16 protein-coding genes and 1 other annotated feature are annotated in these 18,335 nt (G+C 46.9%); of the genes, 10 read left to right on the forward strand and 6 right to left on the reverse strand.

The window, feature by feature from the left end:
* Positions 1-4 precede the first annotated feature (4 nt).
* Entirely contained in the window at positions 5-1,084 is a 1,080-nt protein-coding gene (locus CF651_RS23320) for a glycoside hydrolase family 43 protein (protein WP_094017289.1), read from the reverse strand.
* Positions 1,085-1,353: 269 nt separating this feature from the next.
* On the opposite strand from CF651_RS23320, the gene CF651_RS23325 reads away from it, so the two are divergent.
* From CF651_RS23325 to CF651_RS23350, 5 genes are all read left to right on the forward strand, one after another.
* Positions 1,354-2,835 (forward strand): protein adenylyltransferase SelO, encoded by a 1,482-nt coding sequence (locus CF651_RS23325; RefSeq protein ID WP_094017290.1) that lies wholly within the window; start codon positions 1,354-1,356, stop codon positions 2,833-2,835.
* A gap of 39 nt (positions 2,836-2,874) precedes the next feature.
* Positions 2,875-3,174, forward strand: a complete 300-nt coding sequence (locus CF651_RS23330) for a hypothetical protein (RefSeq protein ID WP_094017291.1) — start codon at positions 2,875-2,877, stop codon at positions 3,172-3,174.
* Between the two features lie 156 nt (positions 3,175-3,330).
* Positions 3,331-3,598: a binding site (T-box leader), on the forward strand.
* Between the two features lie 86 nt (positions 3,599-3,684).
* Positions 3,685-4,770, forward strand: a complete 1,086-nt coding sequence (gene asd / locus CF651_RS23340; protein WP_094017292.1) for an aspartate-semialdehyde dehydrogenase — start codon at positions 3,685-3,687, stop codon at positions 4,768-4,770.
* 76 nt (positions 4,771-4,846) lie between these two features.
* Positions 4,847-5,302 (forward strand): GNAT family N-acetyltransferase, encoded by a 456-nt coding sequence (locus CF651_RS23345; protein WP_094017293.1) that lies wholly within the window; start codon positions 4,847-4,849, stop codon positions 5,300-5,302.
* Positions 5,303-5,350: 48 nt separating this feature from the next.
* Positions 5,351-7,093: a hypothetical protein gene (locus CF651_RS23350; RefSeq protein WP_094017294.1), complete on the forward strand. Its 1,743-nt coding sequence runs from the start codon at positions 5,351-5,353 to the stop codon at positions 7,091-7,093.
* 26 nt (positions 7,094-7,119) lie between these two features.
* On the opposite strand, the gene CF651_RS23355 is transcribed toward CF651_RS23350, so the two are convergent.
* The 3 genes from CF651_RS23355 to CF651_RS23365 are packed head-to-tail and all read right to left on the reverse strand — an operon-like array spanning position 7,120 to position 9,698.
* The gene (locus CF651_RS23355) at positions 7,120-7,476 is read right to left on the reverse strand and encodes a hypothetical protein (protein WP_094017295.1); all 357 of its coding nucleotides are present in this window, start codon (positions 7,474-7,476) and stop codon (positions 7,120-7,122) included.
* Positions 7,469-8,899 (reverse strand): radical SAM protein, encoded by a 1,431-nt coding sequence (locus CF651_RS23360; protein WP_094017296.1) that lies wholly within the window; start codon positions 8,897-8,899, stop codon positions 7,469-7,471. The genes CF651_RS23355 and CF651_RS23360 overlap by 8 nt, the downstream gene beginning before the upstream one ends.
* Positions 8,883-9,698, reverse strand: a complete 816-nt coding sequence (locus tag CF651_RS23365) for a prolipoprotein diacylglyceryl transferase (protein ID WP_094017297.1) — start codon at positions 9,696-9,698, stop codon at positions 8,883-8,885. The genes CF651_RS23360 and CF651_RS23365 overlap by 17 nt, the downstream gene beginning before the upstream one ends.
* Positions 9,699-9,948: 250 nt before the next feature.
* On the opposite strand from CF651_RS23365, the gene CF651_RS23370 reads away from it, so the two are divergent.
* Positions 9,949-12,201, forward strand: a complete 2,253-nt coding sequence (locus CF651_RS23370; RefSeq protein WP_281254500.1) for a rhamnogalacturonan lyase — start codon at positions 9,949-9,951, stop codon at positions 12,199-12,201.
* A gap of 69 nt (positions 12,202-12,270) precedes the next feature.
* Here the strand turns inward: CF651_RS23370 and CF651_RS23375 are convergent, their stop codons facing one another.
* A complete protein-coding gene (locus CF651_RS23375) occupies positions 12,271-12,975 on the reverse strand; it encodes a CAP domain-containing protein (RefSeq protein ID WP_094017298.1) in 705 nt (234 codons plus the stop codon).
* A 185-nt stretch (positions 12,976-13,160) separates the two neighbouring features.
* Here CF651_RS23375 and CF651_RS23380 point away from each other — a divergent pair, with 185 nt between their 5' ends.
* The 3 genes from CF651_RS23380 (at position 13,161) to CF651_RS23390 (ending at position 16,734) form a co-directional block, all read left to right on the forward strand.
* Complete coding sequence (locus CF651_RS23380) at positions 13,161-13,352, forward strand: hypothetical protein (RefSeq protein ID WP_094017299.1); 192 nt, start codon at positions 13,161-13,163, stop codon at positions 13,350-13,352.
* 68 nt (positions 13,353-13,420) lie between these two features.
* Positions 13,421-14,686 (forward strand): erythromycin esterase family protein, encoded by a 1,266-nt coding sequence (locus tag CF651_RS23385; protein ID WP_094017300.1) that lies wholly within the window; start codon positions 13,421-13,423, stop codon positions 14,684-14,686.
* Between the two features lie 569 nt (positions 14,687-15,255).
* A complete protein-coding gene (locus tag CF651_RS23390) occupies positions 15,256-16,734 on the forward strand; it encodes an Lsa family ABC-F type ribosomal protection protein (RefSeq protein ID WP_094017301.1) in 1,479 nt (492 codons plus the stop codon).
* 11 nt (positions 16,735-16,745) lie between these two features.
* On the opposite strand, the gene CF651_RS23395 is transcribed toward CF651_RS23390, so the two are convergent.
* Complete coding sequence (locus CF651_RS23395; RefSeq protein ID WP_094017302.1) at positions 16,746-17,108, reverse strand: MmcQ/YjbR family DNA-binding protein; 363 nt, start codon at positions 17,106-17,108, stop codon at positions 16,746-16,748.
* Between the two features lie 364 nt (positions 17,109-17,472).
* On the opposite strand from CF651_RS23395, the gene CF651_RS23400 reads away from it, so the two are divergent.
* Positions 17,473-18,333: a class I SAM-dependent methyltransferase gene (locus CF651_RS23400; protein WP_179232955.1), complete on the forward strand. Its 861-nt coding sequence runs from the start codon at positions 17,473-17,475 to the stop codon at positions 18,331-18,333.
* Positions 18,334-18,335 lie beyond the last annotated feature (2 nt).

Consider the following 18,335-nt stretch of genomic DNA (forward strand, 5'->3'; position numbering starts at 1 on the left):
ATAGTTACCTTTTCTGTTGAGCCGCTTCCCCCGATGGAAGCGGCAATTTTACATCCTCGGATACCGGTTGGCCGAAATCGGGCGTACCGTCCGGCCGCCAATAGAAGCGCTGCATGCGTACGCTGCGCTCATCTCCGAAGCAGGTAGGAACCGTATTCGACGAATAGGCGTGATACATAAGGTAGTCTTCGGTTCCGTCAGGGGACACCGTGAAGCTGTTATGTCCGGGCCCATACACATGGGCCGCAGGATTGGATTGGAAGACGGGTACCGGCGACTTCGTCCAGGAGTCTGCACGAAGCAGGTCGCTTGTATCACTGGCACGAAGCATTCCCATAAGGTAACGAGGATCGCAGGAGCTCGCGGAATAGGTGAGGAAAATTTGACCATTCCGTTTCAGCACAGCAGGGCCCTCGTTGACCCAAAAGCCCTGCTGTTCCCACACGAGGTCAGGCTTGGATAGCATGACTTGCTTTCCCTCAATCGTCCATGGGTTGCGCATCTTGGCAATGTACAGATTGGTGTTGCCCGCAATGGCGGGATCATGCTGCGCCCAGACCAGGTACAGGCTTCCGCGATGCGAAAAGACGGTTGCATCCAGTGCAAAGCTGTCCCAATTCGTGACAATTTGTCCTTTATAGACCCAAGTGCCTTGGGTAGGATCGGGGGAGTTATTTTCGAGAACAAACATCCGATGGTCAAACACCTCGGGGGTGCCCGCTGCGGAGAAATAAATGTACCATTTGTTATGGATATAATGAATTTCCGGTGCCCATAGATTATGGCTAAGCGGTCCGGACGGCTGCTTTAAGAATACATCGACAGGCTTGGTGTCCTTAATGCCGGTTAAAGTCTTGGATTTTCTAAGCTCCAGACGATCGAAGTCAGGGAGCACGGAGGACATGAAATAATAATATCCATCCCTATGCTTATAGATCTGGGGATCCGCTCGATGAAGCAGGATCGGGTTTTGATAATACCCTTGAGTGGAAGGGACGGACCTGGAGCATGTCCAACCGGAAAGAAGCGCAAAGCAAATGAGACTTAGCCCTATTCTTAGGCTGAAACCTTTTTTGTTTACCATTTCAATTCACCATACGGCGGAGGGTGCCGCAGACTCCTTCTTATACAATGTTTACTACGAAATTACTTTGCTCAAAGGGAGACCTGGCTATTCCATCGGGAAAGCTTATATATAAACAGCACAAAATGCAGTCGTTATAAAAGATGCCATCCCAGGCTGGAAAGGGTATAATAAACGGGTAGAAGAAGACACTAAAGAGGTTTATTTTGGACTCAGAGAAAATAAATGACTATACTATAAATCAAATGACAATGAACAAGGGGGATACAATGGAAGAGAAAACGACAGGGAACGAAGGCGGATGGAACCTCGACAATAGCTACGCCCGACTGCCGAATATTTTTTTTACCGAGCTCAATCCAGCTCCGGTACCTTTGCCTAAGCTTGCTGTTCTAAATGAATCGCTGGCTGCCTCTCTCGGTTTGAATGCCGATGCGCTTCGAAGTCAAGATAACATTAAGATATTTGCAGGCAATCGGATTCCCGATGGCGCCAGCCCTCTTGCTCAAGCTTATGCAGGCCACCAATTCGGTCATTTTAATAGACTGGGAGATGGCAGGGCTGTACTGCTAGGCGAGCAAATCACACCTCAAGGCGAACGGTTTGATATTCAACTGAAGGGTTCCGGCAGAACGCCATACTCTCGTGGGGGCGATGGGCGTGCTGCGCTTGGACCGATGCTGCGCGAATATATCATCAGTGAAGCCATGTATGCCCTTGGCATCCCAACGACCCGCAGCTTGGCGGTAGTTACGACTGGAGAGGCAATCCTTCGCGAAACCGAGCTGCCCGGAGCCATTCTTACCCGCGTAGCTGCAAGTCATTTGCGTGTCGGTACCTTTCAATACGCAGCCAATTGGGGCAGCGATGAGGAACTTCGTGCCCTTGCTGATTACACATTGCAAAGACATTATTCTAGTGTTGAAATCAATGAGAACCAAAACCGCTATCTTGTTCTGCTTCAAGAAGTGATTCGGCGTCAGGCCGAGCTGATTGCCAAGTGGCAGCTTGTCGGTTTCATACATGGGGTGATGAACACCGATAATATGGCAGTGAGCGGGGAAACGATCGATTATGGCCCTTGTGCATTTATGGATGCGTATGACCCGGCTACCGTGTTTAGTTCCATCGACGTGCAGGGCCGCTATGCCTACGGGAATCAACCGCGTATTGCCGCGTGGAATTTGGCTCGATTTGCGGAATCGCTGCTGCCACTCCTGCATGAAGATGAAGCGGAGGCGATTCAATTAGCCGAGAAGGCGTTAGCCCATTTTGGCGAGCTGTTTCAAGAGCATTGGCTTGCAGGAATGAGAGCAAAGCTTGGAATATTTCATGAGGAGACAGAGGACGAGTCTCTTATGGATGACTTGCTTCTTATCATGCAAAAAAATCGTGCGGACTACACCAATACATTCCGCGCTTTAAGCTTGGATAAACCGGAAGAGACTGGCATGATCGGCAGCTTGGAATTTGCTGAGTGGCATGAGCGGTGGCGTGCGAGACTAGGCAGACAGCAGGAATCGAAGGCTTCCTCGCTGCAGCTGATGAAGAACAGCAATCCCGCAGTTATTCCGCGCAACCATCGCGTCGAGGAAGCCTTGGAAGCGGCGGTGAATGAAGGGGACTACAGCGTCATGGAGCGTCTGCTTCAGGCGCTCTCCCAGCCCTTTGCTTACATGGCCGAGCAGGAGGAGTATTGCACGCTTCCAGAGAACTCGGCCCGGCCTTACCGGACTTACTGCGGTACCTGAACCAACAAAAGTTGACCTTTTCTATTTGGAGGCATGACCATGAGTAAACGTTATGTGATTACAAGAACCCGTCAGCAACCGGAACAACGAATCGATTTGGAGGAATGCAAGCAGTATTTCGCGACGAAGCCGGATTTTACGTATACGCCCGTTTATACAGTAAAAGGCGCCACCACCATGTCCATTGAAGGTGATTTCTTTATGTGGAGCTTCGGGGAGGTTCAAATCCCGTTTCGCCATTATCAGGGGGATATTTACGTGTCGGGGACGAACGAAGCGGTCATTCCCAAGATGCTGGAGGTTGCCGGAGACCTGCACGCCGACGTGATGGAAGGGTAAGCATTGCAGCAACATCTCATAATAACCAATCGTCACTATTGGCAGGGAAGCGCCATATGATATATAAGCTCGACATGAAATGACAGGTGCTGAAACTTTTTTGAAAAAAGAGGTTTACCACACGGACGATATTTGATAATATAATTGCAACAATGATCAAATGCGATGAAGAGACGAGTAAATAACCGGATTCTTTCACAGAGAGCTCCCCAGCGCTGAGACGGAGCAAAGAATGGCTTATTGAACAAAGACTCAGAGCAGCTCATCGGAACCTTCCAGGAGGGGGATGGTGCGCCAGGAGCTCCTGTTACAGAGCTAAAGTATAAGCATTCCAACCAATGGCTTGCCGTACTTGAAGAGGCAAATATGGCGACATATTCGCGAATCTGGGGTGGTACCACGAGTATAGGATCTCGTCCCCAAGACTTACGTCTTGGGGGTGGGATTTTTTTGTTGGGCAAGCAAGTGTAACATAGCAATCATTCCATTTTGAAAGGATTCGGATATCATATGGCAGAGAAATTAAAAGTAGGTATTGTCGGGGGAACAGGCATGGTAGGGCAGCGGTTCGTCCAATTGCTCGATCAGCATCCATGGTTTAAAGTAACCTCTATTGCGGCAAGCGCAAGCTCCGCAGGTAAAACGTATGAAGAATCGGTGCAAAACAGATGGAAGCTGGCAGGGCCGATTCCTGAGAATGTGAAAAACATTATCGTTCAGGATGCTTCCAAGGTGGAGGAGGTCGCTTCCCAAGTCGATTTCATCTTCTGCGCGGTTGATATGAAGAAGAATGAAATTCAGGCGTTGGAGGAGGCTTACGCCAAAACCGGCACGCCTGTGATTTCCAACAACTCGGCTCACCGCTGGACACCGGACATTCCGATGGTCATTCCGGAAATTAATCCGGAGCATATCGAGGTCATTGCGGCACAAAGAAAACGGCTCGGTACTTCTACCGGTTTCATCGCCGTGAAGCCTAACTGCTCCATTCAAAGCTATGTGCCTGCGCTGCACGCGCTTCGCGACTTCAAACCGACGAAAGTTGTCGCTTCGACGTACCAGGCGATCTCAGGAGCCGGTAAGAACTTTACCGATTGGCCGGAAATGCTCGATAATGTGATCCCTTATATCGGCGGCGAGGAAGAGAAAAGCGAGCAGGAGCCGCTGCGCATCTGGGGCCATGTCGAGAACGGCCAAATCATTAAGGCAGCCGCTCCGTTGATCACTACCCAATGTATCCGTGTTCCGGTTACGGACGGACATTTGGCTACAGTGTTCGCATCGTTCGAGAAAAAGCCGTCCAAGGAAGAAATTCTTGCACGTTGGCTGGAATACAAAGGCAGACCGCAGGAGCTTGCTCTGCCAAGTGCACCTAAGCAGTTCATCACTTACTTTGAAGAAGAAAACAGACCTCAAACGGGGCTGGATCGCGATATTGAACGCGGTATGGGCGTTTCGACCGGCCGATTGCGCGAGGATTCGATCTATGATTATAAATTTGTAGGTCTTTCGCATAACACGCTGCGCGGCGCAGCAGGCGGTGCGGTTCTGATCGCTGAATTGCTGAAAACCGAAGGGTACATTCAGCCTAAATAAGGACATACAACGGAGGCCAAGGGGATAAGACTTTGCGCCTCCTTTTTAGTTTATATGGAAGGGCGGAGGGATCTGCTTGAAAATTAAAATCGATGATTTAACCGGCCACAAAATTCAAGCCTTGATTCGGGAGCATCTCCTGGGCATGCTGGAGGAAACCCCTCCGGAAAGCAGTCATGCGCTCAATGTCGATCAGCTAAAAAAGCCAGGCATTACTTTCTGGAGTGCCTGGGAGGAGGACGAGCTGCTCGGCTGCGGTGCCCTGAAGGAGCTGGACCGTACCCATGCGGAGGTAAAATCGATGAGAACGTCTTCGGCCCATTTGAGAAAAGGAGTGGCCAAATCCATTCTCGAGCATATGATTGAGGTCGCCAAGGGGCGTGGTTATCAAAGGCTGAGTTTGGAGACAGGCTCTATGGAATCCTTTGCTCCTGCCAGAAGGCTCTATGAAAGCAAGGGGTTCCAATACTGCGGACCGTTCGCCGATTACAGGGAAGATCCGTACAGCGTGTTTATGTCGAAAGAGCTATAGATTGCTATTTAAATTTGCCCCATGATTTGGAAGGATGTGTTCAGAGTGATGAAACCATTCCAACGCGCTATTTCCCATTGGAATCGACAGCAGGAGGAGCTGCAGCCAAGTGGACAAGGAAAAGCCATATCAACCCCAAACGCTGCAGAGCCCGTGTTAAGCGGCCTTCCTGCCTCTTCCGGTCCCTTCCTGCCGCAGCATGCGGTTTATTTACAACGAACACTAGGAAACCAGCATACCAGAAGACTGCTGGAATCCTCTGACTCCATTTTTCGGCAAAACGAAGCTCCCCCATCCGCGGAAAGCGATCCAGTGTATATGGATAAGCCGCAGATATCCGCTCTAAGCGTTGCACAATCCAATACGGTACAAAGGCTGGTTACCTACAACGGAAATCTGGCGCAGCTGAATGAAGAGGATGATGATTTTAAGAATCTAACGTCTCAGGAGCAGACTGAGGTAAGAAATAGGCATGAGGATCGCACTCAAATTTATGATTATCCGGACCAGTCCGCCTTTTATGCGCACATCGGGGGAGATACAACAATCGTCCCGACAATCAAGCCTGTAGATCAACAAAGCTTGACCAAAGCCAAAAAAATTAAGAATCGGCAAGGCTTTTACCGCGCAAATGAAAAAATAGGGGCTCCCACGGACAATACGGAATTTCATAAAGAGGAAAATCAGGGGATGCTGCCTGTATGGTATCCTATGTCGCACACGGGATTAGACGAAAAATCACTGCGTTGGACAAGAAATTCGAAATCGAAGAAATTTGAATTGCATAAGAGCAAGAAGCTCAATGCAAAGCAAAAAAAAGAACTCGATGAAATGTCACTGACCGTCGTCGAGGAAAAAGGAAGCGGTAAGGTCCACTGGAATGCCCATGTCGGAAAAAATCCGGCTTCCAGCTTTACGGACACGGATATCACAAGCCGGCCAACAGGTAAACGCAAGTCAGAATATGGCGGCGAGGACTTGAGCGATTATGCAGAAGACACTGTTGGCAGCTCCGGTAAGCATGTAACGGATCGAGAGGATCATTACAAGAAGAAAAAAAGAAAAAAAGATCCTCAATTGACTCGCGGGCATCAGCAAGCCTATGAAGATACGATTACAAAGCTGTCCAAGAAAGAGCGGGTTATTCTGGGCTCGAAGAAGAAACAAGTTTTTTCGTCTGGCGGAACATCGAAGATACGTACAACGGATCAGGAGCAGGAGCCCCTTCCTAGCGGAACCATTCCTTCCATGATGAGTCCGGAGCAATACGACACCGGGCAGCACGGTCGCCGTACCCAAATCGAAACGCCGACCCGCAAGGAGCAAGGTGTATATTTTGAAGCGAATAGCCTCACTTCCGATTCGGGTACGACGGTTGGAGGGATGGATATTCCCGGCGAGAAGTTCTACGCGAAGGCTTCCAAGGACCGTAAGACGCAAAAAGCCGGGAAATTTGACCAGTATTCCGATGTGTATGACGAAAAAGAAGACGCCGGCGGCTGGAATGAACTCTTTGAGGAATATGAGATCGAGATGGACGAGGTACCTCAGCAAGCGTTTTTCGAAAGTGATGAGGAGTTCGAATATTCCGATACGGAGAAGGAACCCCAGACACCGCAGTTTATGGACGAATTTATGGAAACGTCCCAATTTTTCTCTCCGGTTGAGCTTGAGCTTGGACGGGAATTAGGACAAACCTACCAAGGGCACGACGATTGGATCGTCACGGAGGAGTTAAGCAATACGACGGCAGGCATCCAATATCAGATAAGCCGCACCAAGTTTGCATAAATTTACGACACAGAAGGCCCAACATATTACAATCTTAAATTCCCGCCCAGCAAGAGTCCGAAGCAAGCGGCATTCAACAGAAAAGTAATACCTGCTCCAATCAGCAAGCCTTGAACGAGGCCCTTATTTTTCCGGAACAAAATTAAAGCCGGAATCAGGTAGACGAGCTGCGCGACACTGATGAAAAAAAATGCAACAGGAACCGCAAAAAGTAAAAGATGAAGCAGTGTCAATAACCCAATGCCGAGCCATACCTGTTTGGCATGGCTTGGAGGCTTGTTCTGTGAAGGAGAATTAAATCCATCAGAATTATCAAAGGTGTTAAGAGCAGGTTCTTCTTGGTGCAAGTTGTCTTGCGGTACTTTGTTGTCATCATCACTCATGGGGGTCACCTCCCGATTGTAAATCAAATTCTTGCCGCAGCTCGGCCAGCTTCTTTTCCTGATCGCCACGATAGAACATATTGTACGTGTCGAATGGGATGATTCGTCCATCCGGATGGACGATATGTACACAAGATTTTTTGACGGAACGCACATCGAAATTGTAGGGGTCCAGAAATTGCATAATAATGACACGAAATACGTTATCGTAGCTGATATTTTCTGGAACAGCGACCATAGGCAAGCAGCACAACAGATTTTTAAGCGACAGGGCTGAAGAGGTCGGGGAATGCGCTGTCGAGAAAAGCTCGAATATTTTGGATTTGAGGGTCTGGTCCTGCTCGAATACGATGGTGTTGCGACCGCCTTCCAATAAGATTTGCGGATCCATTAACCCCGTTAGCGGCAGTACCTCGTCACCAAGCTTCAGCGCGTAACCCATCGCCAGGCAGTCGGGATGGCAGGGAACAGGGATCATATCCTCATCACGGAACAGGCCGGATTGCTCGATAATACGCTGCCGAACCTCACTTAGCGTCAGGCGATCCTTAGCAGGATCATAAGCTTCCAGGCGACCGGCAGCTTGAATAGGCTGGAAGGTAACGCCGCGCACAGCGGGCTGCTTCAGTCCGAACTGGATGATGTCGCCAATCTCATGATCATTCAACCCTTTTTTAAGGGTAACCACTAATGTTGTTGAAATATTGAATTCGTTCAGATGCTCTAAGGCGCGGCGGCGAATGTCCCTCAAATCAGCTCCTCTTAACTCGCGCAGTGTTTCTTCTTCAAAGCTGTCGAACTGCAAGTAAATTTCAAATCCAGGCATATAATTCGCCAATTTACGGGCAAATTCACGATCCTGGGCTATTTTGATGCCATTGGTGTTGACCATGATGTGTTTGATCGGTTTGCTTTTGGCGAGGTCAAGTATGTCAAAAAAATGCGGATGAATTGTCGATTCTCCCCCGCTAATTTGTACAATATCAGGTTCCCCTTCGTTACGTACGATAGCATCAAGCATTTTCTCTATCTGCTCTAGCGAGCGCCATGTTTCCCGCTGCGGCGAGGACTCTGCATAACAGATAGGACACTGGAGATTGCACCGGTCTGTCACCTCGATTAATGTTAGGCAGCTGTGCTGCTCATGGTCGGGACAAAGCCCGCAGTCGTAAGGACAGCCATACCGGATCGGCGTGTTCCAATGCAGAGGCATTTCTGCAGGCTTTAGAAACTCTCGGCACTTCTTGTAATATGCAGCATCGTTGGCGATTAATACTTTTTCACGTCCATGCTTTCCGCAATATTTAAGAAGAAAGACTTGGTTATCCTCGATGATGACCTTCGCTTCCACCTTACGCAGACATTGGGAGCATATGCTGTTTGTAAGCTCGTAGAAGATGTAGGGTCTATTTTTTGTTGACATGATGGTAAGCCTCCTTATAATGGCCATGTGTTTTCCCAACCCATTTGCACAATACGGATACATAATAAATCAAACCAACCAGACTGGCTAACTGGATATTGTTAAGGCCAAGAAACGGATGAGGCGTTGGCTTGATAAAGTCGATCCCGAAGCGAAATAAGAGATAACCCGTCATAAACAGCTGAAACAGAGCTCCTTCGGGAATCGTCCTGGTTGCTGAGAGCGACGGAATGGTACGCATATTCATCCGACGTTTCCAATAAAGCAGTGAGGCGCCGAGCAGCAGCAAGAAAGTGATCTCATAAAGCTGAGTAGGATGACGGGGGATACCATCACCAAAATCAACGCCTGTACCCCAAGATGTAGGAGTACCGTACGTATGGTCGTCCAGTCCGGTCATAAAGCAGCCGATGCGTCCGATCGCCATACCCAATATAATAGGAAGCGCCATATCGTCCCCGGTGGAGCGTGTAATACCAATGCGCTTTTTGATCCACTCTACACCAATCAATCCGCCTAGCAGCCCGCCAATGATCGTTTTGCCTTCCATTAAATAGGTATAGCTGCTCCAATTCTCTATTGTTTTCAGAGGATCCTCGAGCCAGTACAACACCTTGGAGCCGACAGCAGCTCCGAGAATCGCACCTACAATGACCCACATCCCTTGTTCAACAGGCAGCTTATCTTTGCTTCGTGTCATTAAATAAACGCGAAAACCGATAAAATAGGCTAGCGCTTCAAACAGGATATGAGGGTGCAGCTTCGTAAAGCCAAGGTTAATCCAAATGGGGAAGGTCATTGCAGTCTCCAATCATAGTTAAATCTTATCATTTCATATAAATTCTAGTAGTCTTTGGAATAATCCTTTTAAGGGAGAGGGGGAATTTGTAAGATTGGACTATTTCTACGAAATAATACTTTTTTGCCGGCAAAAGAGTCCAAAAGAAAATAAAATTTCCTCTTGCTGGGACAGGATGCATGATTTAACATTCGTGAAGTCACCATGTCATCAACGTGACAAAAAAACCAGTCCAAGGAGGCACGAATGAATGCAGAAGGAATGGAAATGGAAAAGGAAAATGAAGAAAACCGGTATTTGCTTACTCGGCTCTTTACAGATCGCAGCTTTGTGCGTACCTTTGCAAGCGTTTGCAGATGAACCTGCACAAATAACTGCCGGTGCCTCACATGAGAAGCGCCAGATGGAATTTCTGGATCGGGGACTCGTGGCTGTAAAAACGAATGACGGTGTCTTTGTAAGCTGGAGGCTGCTTGGTACCGAACCGTCCGGCATTTCATTTAACCTTTACCGTGATGGGAAGAAGGTTAATATGACACCCATCACAATCAGTACGAATTATTTAGATACATCTGGAACGTCAGCTAGTACTTATACCGTAAGAGCAGTGGTGAATGGCAAGGAACAGCCAAGCTCCGATAAAGTGAATGTATGGGGAGGATCCTACCTCGATGTTCCCCTCCATAAACCGGCAGACGGAGTGAATCCTGACGGCTCTACTTTTACCTATAACGCAAATGATGCGAGTGTAGGAGACGTGGATGGCGATGGTCAGTATGAAATCATTCTGAAGTGGGATCCTTCCAACTCGAAGGACAATTCCCAGAGCGGCGTTACCGGCGACGTGTTCGTGGATGCGTACAAGCTGGACGGTACGTTCCTGTGGAGGATTTCGCTTGGCCGGAATATTCGTGCTGGAGCGCATTACACCCAGTTTATGGTCTATGATTTGGATGGAGACGGTAAAGCCGAGGTAGCGATGAGAACAGCAGACGGGGCTGTCGACGGCGCGGGCAAGGTCATTGGAGATAAGAACGCGGATTATCGGAATGCGTCAGGATATGTGCTGTCCGGCCCGGAATATCTTACGTTATTCGAGGGCGCAACGGGTAAAGAACTGGTTTCGGTGCCATTTGAACCTGCAAGAGGCAAGGTAACGGATTGGGGCGATGCGTACGGCAACCGGGTTGACCGCTTCCTTGCTACTATTGCCTATCTCGATGGCAAAAGACCGAGTCTTGTCATGGCGCGCGGTTACTATGCCAAAACTTCTTTGGTGGCCTATAACTGGAGAGACGGCCAGTTTACCAAACAGTGGAGCTTCACCAGTAATGGCAATCCGTTATATGAAGCACAAGGGAACCACAGCTTGACGGCGATTGATGTCGATGGAGACGGAAAGGATGAAATCGTTTACGGTGCAATGACTTTTGATGATAATGGGCAAGTACTGTACAGCACAGGTCTGGGGCATGGCGATGCTCTCCATGTAGGAGACCTGGATCCTGACAGACCAGGGCTTGAAGTATTCAAAGTCATGGAGCATAAAGATTCACCTTATGGTGCAGCGGAGTGGGATGCTGCAACGGGTAAAGTGATTTGGGGTGTCTTTACAGGGAAAGACACCGGCCGCGGCATGTCTGCCGACATCGATCCCCGATACAAAGGCGAAGAGCAGTGGGCTTCAGGCGGTGTAGGCTTATATACAGTCAAAGGTGAAAAGCTAGGAAGCACCACACCTTCGTCGGTGAATTTCGGCATTTGGTGGGATGGCGATTTGCTTCGCGAGCTTCTCGACCATAACTACGATGCAGCCATTACAGCAGGACCAGGCAAGATTGATAAATGGGATTACATCAACGGGACCACCGTTAATCTGTTAACTGCATCGGGAACGTTGTCCAACAATACGACGAAGGGCAACCCAAGCTTGCAGGCTGATATTTTGGGTGATTGGCGGGAGGAAGCGATTTGGAGAACGGCTGACAGCAGCGCCCTGCGTATTTACACAACGACGGACGTTACCGAACACCGGTTTCCAACGCTCATGCATGATCCGGTGTACCGTCTGGATGTTGCATGGCAAAATGTTGCCTATAATCAACCGCCTCATACGAGCTATTATTTGGGCGAGGGCATGACCGAGCCTCCAGCACCTAACATTTATGTAACTTATCCTGCAAAGGTTCAGATCTCTCCGAACACGTTAAATACTAAAAGTAACGGTGGGGATCACTCCATAACAGTGAAGGTAGATCTTCCGGAATATGCCGGTTCAACACCTGTCGGTATCTCTTCCGTTTCCATGAATGTCTATAACGGTGGAACCATTCAGGCGGGAATGACAAGAGGAGACAGCAGAAACGGATTCACCATTAAATTTGACCGTGTTCAGCTTCTTCAGGCGCTTTCGGGACAATCGGGTGATGTGGAAGTGAAGCTGATCGGTCGATTGGAGGATGGAAGTCAATTTATCGGCAATGATCGCATCCAAGTAAAATAAGATCAAAAAAATGATAGACATAAGTTCTCGTCCTGAAGCTTAGGACAGGAACTTATGTCTTTTTTTACATTACCCCGTAAATTCCTGTACCCATTCACTGTTGTAATAAGCAATACCGATTTTCGTGTAGCCGCTATTCAGTATATTGGCTCTGTGCCCAGGACTATTCATCCAGTCATTCATGACTTGCGTAGGAGTGGTTTGCCCTTTGGCTATGTTCTCTCCAGCTGTGCTGTAGGTGATACCGAACTCCTTCATCATATCAAAGGGGGATCCGTGCGTTGGAGAGTTATGATCAAAATAATTATTCTTGTACATATCCTGTGCCTTGACCATGGCCATATTAGACAATTCCGCACTCATACCTAAGGCACTTAACCCAGCTTTGGACCTTTCTTGATTGACAAGATCAAGAACTTGCTGTGCAAACTGTGTTGAATCCTGGTTGCCTTGCTGTCCTTGGTTAGGTGAACCGGATGGCATCGTTGCTCCCGGATTGCCCGTCGGTGCTTGGGTGGTCGGAGTCCCGGGAGATTGAATCAGGTCCAGCAAATACGGAGGGATTCCACCCGGTGCTGCTTTAATCGTAACGGACTCCCGTCCTGCATTCGATGTAGACGTGGAGGATGCCTGTGTTACGACAGGAGAGGGTGCGGCTGTGTGCGTAGAAATTTTTGATTGCTCAGGAGCCGCTTGTTTTTTCGTTACATTGTTGTTGCCCGTACAACCTGATGACAGCAATAAGAAAACAGCGATTATGATAAACCTTGCCATGAAGATTAACCTCCTCGTTTCATTGAATGAATTGAAGTTGCTGGTTATAAAATTTCCGACATCTCCTTTATTTATTCTAACTTCCCACACACCTTTTCAAGGTAACTTTCCGCAGCATTTTACTTCATTCTTTAGGACATACTTAGATTTGTTATTTCAATACGATGACAGGGAGATAAGAACATATGCCGACAAGCAGAGGACATCAGGGTGCACATGGTATTGGCCAAACGGAGAAGCAGCTCAACAATCAAGCCCAAGCAGCAGCCGAGATTCAAGGCGCTAACGAACAGGATCAAGAGATACTTGCTGCAGCCCATCAGCAAGAAACGGAGCTGGATGAAATTATCCCGTCCGATCAGGGGAAGCTGGACTAGCAGCAGATATAAACCGCAGGGTTGCTTGCATAGCAGCTCTGCGGATTTTTCTTTGAGGTGGGATTTGAATGAAGGATATAAGGGAAGCCATACACGGGCTTGCTACGCCTTTCAAAGGAGAAAAGGACAGGAAGCGGTTATTAGCCCAAATAGGTGACGTAAATTATGTACTCCTGGGTGAAGCCTCTCATGGAACCTCCGAGTTTTATACCCATCGGGCAGAACTGTCAAAACAGTTAATTGTTGAAAAGGGGTTTCGGTTTATTGCCGTAGAAGGAGATTGGCCCTCATGCTATATGCTTAACCGATACATCAAGGGGTATCCGGATAGTGGAAGCAATGTAAGGGAAGCATTGGGGGATTTCAATCGTTGGCCAACCTGGATGTGGGCAAACCGCGAAATTATGGAGTTTGCAGAATGGCTGCGCCACTATAATAAAGACAAACCGCACCATGAGAAGGTGGGCTTTTACGGTATTGATATTTATAGCCTCTGGGAGTCCATGGATGAAATTGTAAAGTATCTTCAAAACAAGGATGGCAGCGACCTGACGGCAGTAAGAAGGGCATTGCAGTGCTTCGAGCCTTACGGTAAAAATGAGCAGTCCTACGGGATTTCCGCCTCATTGTATGGCGAAGGCTGTGAAGAAGAGGTCATCGCACTTCTCCGTTCCCTCCAAGATCGCTGGAAGCATTTGCAAACCCAGGACGAAGCTCGAGAGAAAGCGCTAAGCGCTGAGCTCAACGCCTTAGCTGTGAAAGGTGCTGAAGGGTACTATCGCACGATGATCCGACACGATGCGGAGTCCTGGAACGTTAGAGACCGTCATATGATCGACGTACTGGAAAAACTAATGGAGTTCTACGGTGCTGGAGCACGATCCATCGTGTGGGCACACAATACTCACATCGGAGATGCTCGTGCAACGGATATGATTGAGGAGGGTATGGTCAATATCGGTCAGCTGCTTCGGGAAAAGCACAGTGGAAATGTCTACGCTATCGGCTTCGGTACATACCAGGGTACCGTTGTCGCCGGTACCGAATGGGGCGAGCCGCAGGAAGTCATGACGGTTCCTCCGGCTTTGCCGAACAGCTGGGAGGAGCTGCTTCACCGGGAAGGCGCAGAAGACAAGCTGCTTATTTTTGACAACGAGGAATCCTCTCTGAACGATGTGACTATAGGCCACCGGGCGATAGGTGTGGTTTATCATCCCAAGTGGGAAAAGGGCAATTACGTTCCTACTGTCATTCCAAAGCGATATGACGCCTTTATTTTCATTGATCAAACAAAAGCGTTGACTCCAATCGCGGCGGAGCAAATGTATGTTTAAATAACATGCATCATTCGTGCAGTGATGTATCATGCTAATGGTGTCTTGCGAAGCCAACCGAATAGATATGGAGGTGAAAAAAGATGCCGAAAGGGATGAAAAAAAATGAAGGAAACAAATATAACACCAACCCGAACTATGCAGATCAGGTTATAAAAAATCATGAGACGCAGCCTGCACAGAACAGTCCCCGCGAAAGCGATGACTCCCCTCGTCATACCTAACCATCAAGAAGCAGCGAGCGGCACTTCGGACTATTTGATTATAATCAAATGGTCCTTTGAATTGTAAAAATCGTTATGCTAAGATATGTGTAAATTGAATGATTGGAGTTGAAAAGTATAATGTAATTTTTTTCTTGCCAACGTATATATGAATAAAACAACAAAAAGCGATTGTTTTTCGCATGTTTTATTTTTTTATAGGCAAGAAAGTTACTTATTCTTTTCACTCAATCTAAATATATCCTCATCTGCCTGCATAGCGGGTCGGATTTGTTGTATTTATTTGAGCTACAAGAAGGTAACTTTCTTGTAGCTTTTATATTTATCAAACAGGAGGATTATTTTATGTCATTAATAAGTGTCACAAACCTGACGTTTGCCTACGAAGGCAGTTACGATAACATATTTGAAAACGTGAATTTTCAGATAGATACCGATTGGAAATTGGGGTTTACAGGAAGGAACGGCAGAGGCAAGACCACCTTTCTCAATTTGCTGCTGGGTAAATATGAATACAGCGGCCATATTGCGGCTCATGTGGGTTTTGAATATTTCCCTTTCCAGGTCGAACATAAGGAAAATAACACCATAGACGTCATCGAAGACCTGTTTCCGGACTATGTGCAATGGAAATTAATTCGTGAGCTGTCATTGCTGAAGGTTTCGGAAGATGTGTTATACCGGCCCTTTGATTCCTTGTCCAATGGCGAGCAAACGAAAGTGTTACTTGCCACCCTATTTATTAAGGAAAATCGTTTTCTGTTAATTGATGAACCCACTAATCATCTTGACATGCATGCAAGAAAGCTTGTCAGTGATTATCTCAAAACGAAAAGCGGGTTTATTCTGGTTTCACACGACAGATCTTTTCTTGATAACTGTGTGGATCACATTCTTTCCATCAATAAGACCAGCATAGAAATTCAAAAAGGTAATTTTTCGAGCTGGTGGGAAAATAAGAAGAGACAGGATCAATTCGAGCTTGCTGAGAACGAGAAGCTAAGAAAGGATATTAAACGGCTATCGGATTCTGCTAAACGGACCTCCAACTGGTCCCACGAGGTGGAGAAGACAAAAAACGGAACAAGAAATTCCGGTTCTAAGGTAGATAAAGGTTATATTGGCCATAAGGCGGCTAAAATGATGAAGCGATCCAAAGCGATCGAGCAAAGGCAGCAATCTGCGATTGACGAAAAATCCAAGCTTCTTAAAAATATCGAAAACGCCGATAGCTTAGAGATTTCGCAGCTTGCTTATCATAAAAAGCAGCTTGTACAGCTTGAACATGTATCGATTTTTTACGATGAGAAAAAAGTATGTACAGATATCAATTTAATGATTGAACAAGGGGAGCGGATTGCTCTGTCGGGACAGAACGGCTCTGGGAAATCAAGCATTATCAAATTGATTTGCGGTGAGGAGCTAAATTATACGGGCACCCTCAGAAAGGATCATCAGCTACAAATCTCCTATGTATCTCAGGACACGTCCCATCTTCAAGGTAAACTATCCGATTATGCTGCACATCACGGGATCGATGAGAGCCTTTTTAAATCGATTCTAAGAAAGCTTGATTTCTCCAGAGTTCAATTTGAAAAGGATATGTCTACTTTCAGCGGAGGGCAAAAGAAGAAAGTGCTGATTGCACAAAGTCTTAGTGAGAAGGTTCACTTGCATATTTGGGATGAACCGCTTAATTTTATTGATGTGATCTCACGGATTCAAATTGAAGAGTTATTGCTTGAATACGCACCCACCATTCTTTTTGTGGAGCATGACAAGGAATTTTGCGAAAATGTGGCAACAAAGATCATCGAGCTCTAACACTCTCTCCCTTAGGCTTCCCCCTGGAGAACGGCCTCTTTCTCAACCTTTACCAGCTTTTTAAATACGAGTTCGTAGGAGTGATCAATCATGCTGCATATTTCTTGCTCTGGAATGGAGCCGTCTAGAATAACGGTATTCCAATGACTTTTATTGAGATGGTAGCCGGGAGTAACCGCAGGGTGCTGCTGTCTCAAATTTTCCGCAATAAACGGATCACATTTCAAGCTGATGCTGGGCTGATGGTTTCGTTCTGTGATGAAAGCAAATATTTTGGACGATACTTTGATGACTAAGATATCATCGCCAAAAGGGTAATCCTCTTTGCTGCCTTTTTTTGTTAAACAATAACGGGTCAATGATTGGATACTCATCCCAATCCTCCTTTTTCATACACAATGTATATATCATTATACCTCTTGCAGGGGGAGGACAACCAGTACCGTCTCGAATGAACAAAAACACCGATTTTCCGTGTTTGGAAATCCGGTGTTTTGGCTTTTTCCAGGTTTATCTCGCAAATCTCATGATCCAAAGGGCGATAGTTAGCCAAGCAGGAAGCAGGATAATAAGAAAGTCTTATTTTTACAAAAATGTATTAGTCAACTAATTCAAAATATTCAAAAAAGTCCAATCGGTGATAAAAAGTCTGATTGATGACGATTCGGTTGTTAAGTTAAGCTAAGAAAAAATGGTTCCATTATTACCAATAATTACATGGAGATTGGAGGTTCTACAATGCAGGGCGAAATGAATCATATCTTGCTTGAAAGGGGAATTGAGCATCGAATTGATCAGCCAAATCATCCTGTTTTGATTAAATGGATTGAAACCGCTTACTGGATGTATTTCTTACTGTTATATCCGATTTATTACGTATGGAACAAGCGGGACTTTGACAAAAAGAAAGTTAAAAATCCTTTTTATATCAGTAAGCTTGTCCGTCTGATTGAGAAGCATCCGCGTTTATATGAATGGTCGATGTATGTGCTGAATTTTCCTAAACCAACCTCCGTGTATGGCTTCCTTCCTCCGATTAGGGGTAAAGTCCTGCAAGTAGGCTGCGGTACGGGATTATTGAACAAGCATATGGGCAGGGAACAGTCCAAGAATATGGTTAACCTGGATATCAATCCGTACTATCTGGATTATGGAGTGAAGAAAGGCAGATACGATTCGTACCTGCTCAGTGGTATTTATGAGGTTCCGATGGAGGACAAGAGCTTCGATGTGATTATATTTGCACGCTGCTTTCATCATATCCGCTATCATAAGAAAGCTTTCGCTGAATGTGCCCGGTTGCTGCGGGATAACGGAGAAATATGGATTGCGGACCCTGTTATTCTGGAGGAAGCGAAATCCGGCAAATCCATGACAGAAGGATACATGGTGAATTCCTCGATTGACGGAGTGATCTGGAGGTTTACCAAATCGGCAATGATCAAGCACATCATGAAATCACTTCCCGCCTCCTTGAAGCTGATTTCGGTTACAGACACGAGACAGCCGCATATGACCAATTATAACCTGAAGTATGCCCAAACGGACATTCTGGCCGTCATTGTCAAAAACATCGATTCGGCCGTTGTCAATAACTAATC

The organism is Paenibacillus rigui, from assembly GCF_002234615.1.
Lineage (GTDB): Bacteria > Bacillota > Bacilli > Paenibacillales > NBRC-103111 > Paenibacillus_S > Paenibacillus_S rigui.

Coding starts and splice junctions, on each gene's coding strand:
- CF651_RS23320 (WP_094017289.1), bottom strand. CDS start 1,084: ATGGTAAACAAAAAAGGTTTCAGCCTAAGAATAGGGCTAAGTCTCATT.
- CF651_RS23325 (WP_094017290.1), top strand. CDS start 1,354: ATGGAAGAGAAAACGACAGGGAACGAAGGCGGATGGAACCTCGACAAT.
- CF651_RS23330 (WP_094017291.1), top strand. CDS start 2,875: ATGAGTAAACGTTATGTGATTACAAGAACCCGTCAGCAACCGGAACAA.
- asd (WP_094017292.1), top strand. CDS start 3,685: ATGGCAGAGAAATTAAAAGTAGGTATTGTCGGGGGAACAGGCATGGTA.
- CF651_RS23350 (WP_094017294.1), top strand. CDS start 5,351: ATGAAACCATTCCAACGCGCTATTTCCCATTGGAATCGACAGCAGGAG.
- CF651_RS23355 (WP_094017295.1), bottom strand. CDS start 7,476: ATGAGTGATGATGACAACAAAGTACCGCAAGACAACTTGCACCAAGAA.
- CF651_RS23360 (WP_094017296.1), bottom strand. CDS start 8,899: ATGTCAACAAAAAATAGACCCTACATCTTCTACGAGCTTACAAACAGC.
- CF651_RS23365 (WP_094017297.1), bottom strand. CDS start 9,698: ATGACCTTCCCCATTTGGATTAACCTTGGCTTTACGAAGCTGCACCCT.
- CF651_RS23370 (WP_281254500.1), top strand. CDS start 9,949: ATGCAGAAGGAATGGAAATGGAAAAGGAAAATGAAGAAAACCGGTATT.
- CF651_RS23375 (WP_094017298.1), bottom strand. CDS start 12,975: ATGGCAAGGTTTATCATAATCGCTGTTTTCTTATTGCTGTCATCAGGT.
- CF651_RS23380 (WP_094017299.1), top strand. CDS start 13,161: ATGCCGACAAGCAGAGGACATCAGGGTGCACATGGTATTGGCCAAACG.
- CF651_RS23385 (WP_094017300.1), top strand. CDS start 13,421: ATGAAGGATATAAGGGAAGCCATACACGGGCTTGCTACGCCTTTCAAA.
- CF651_RS23390 (WP_094017301.1), top strand. CDS start 15,256: ATGTCATTAATAAGTGTCACAAACCTGACGTTTGCCTACGAAGGCAGT.
- CF651_RS23395 (WP_094017302.1), bottom strand. CDS start 17,108: ATGAGTATCCAATCATTGACCCGTTATTGTTTAACAAAAAAAGGCAGC.
- CF651_RS23400 (WP_179232955.1), top strand. CDS start 17,473: ATGCAGGGCGAAATGAATCATATCTTGCTTGAAAGGGGAATTGAGCAT.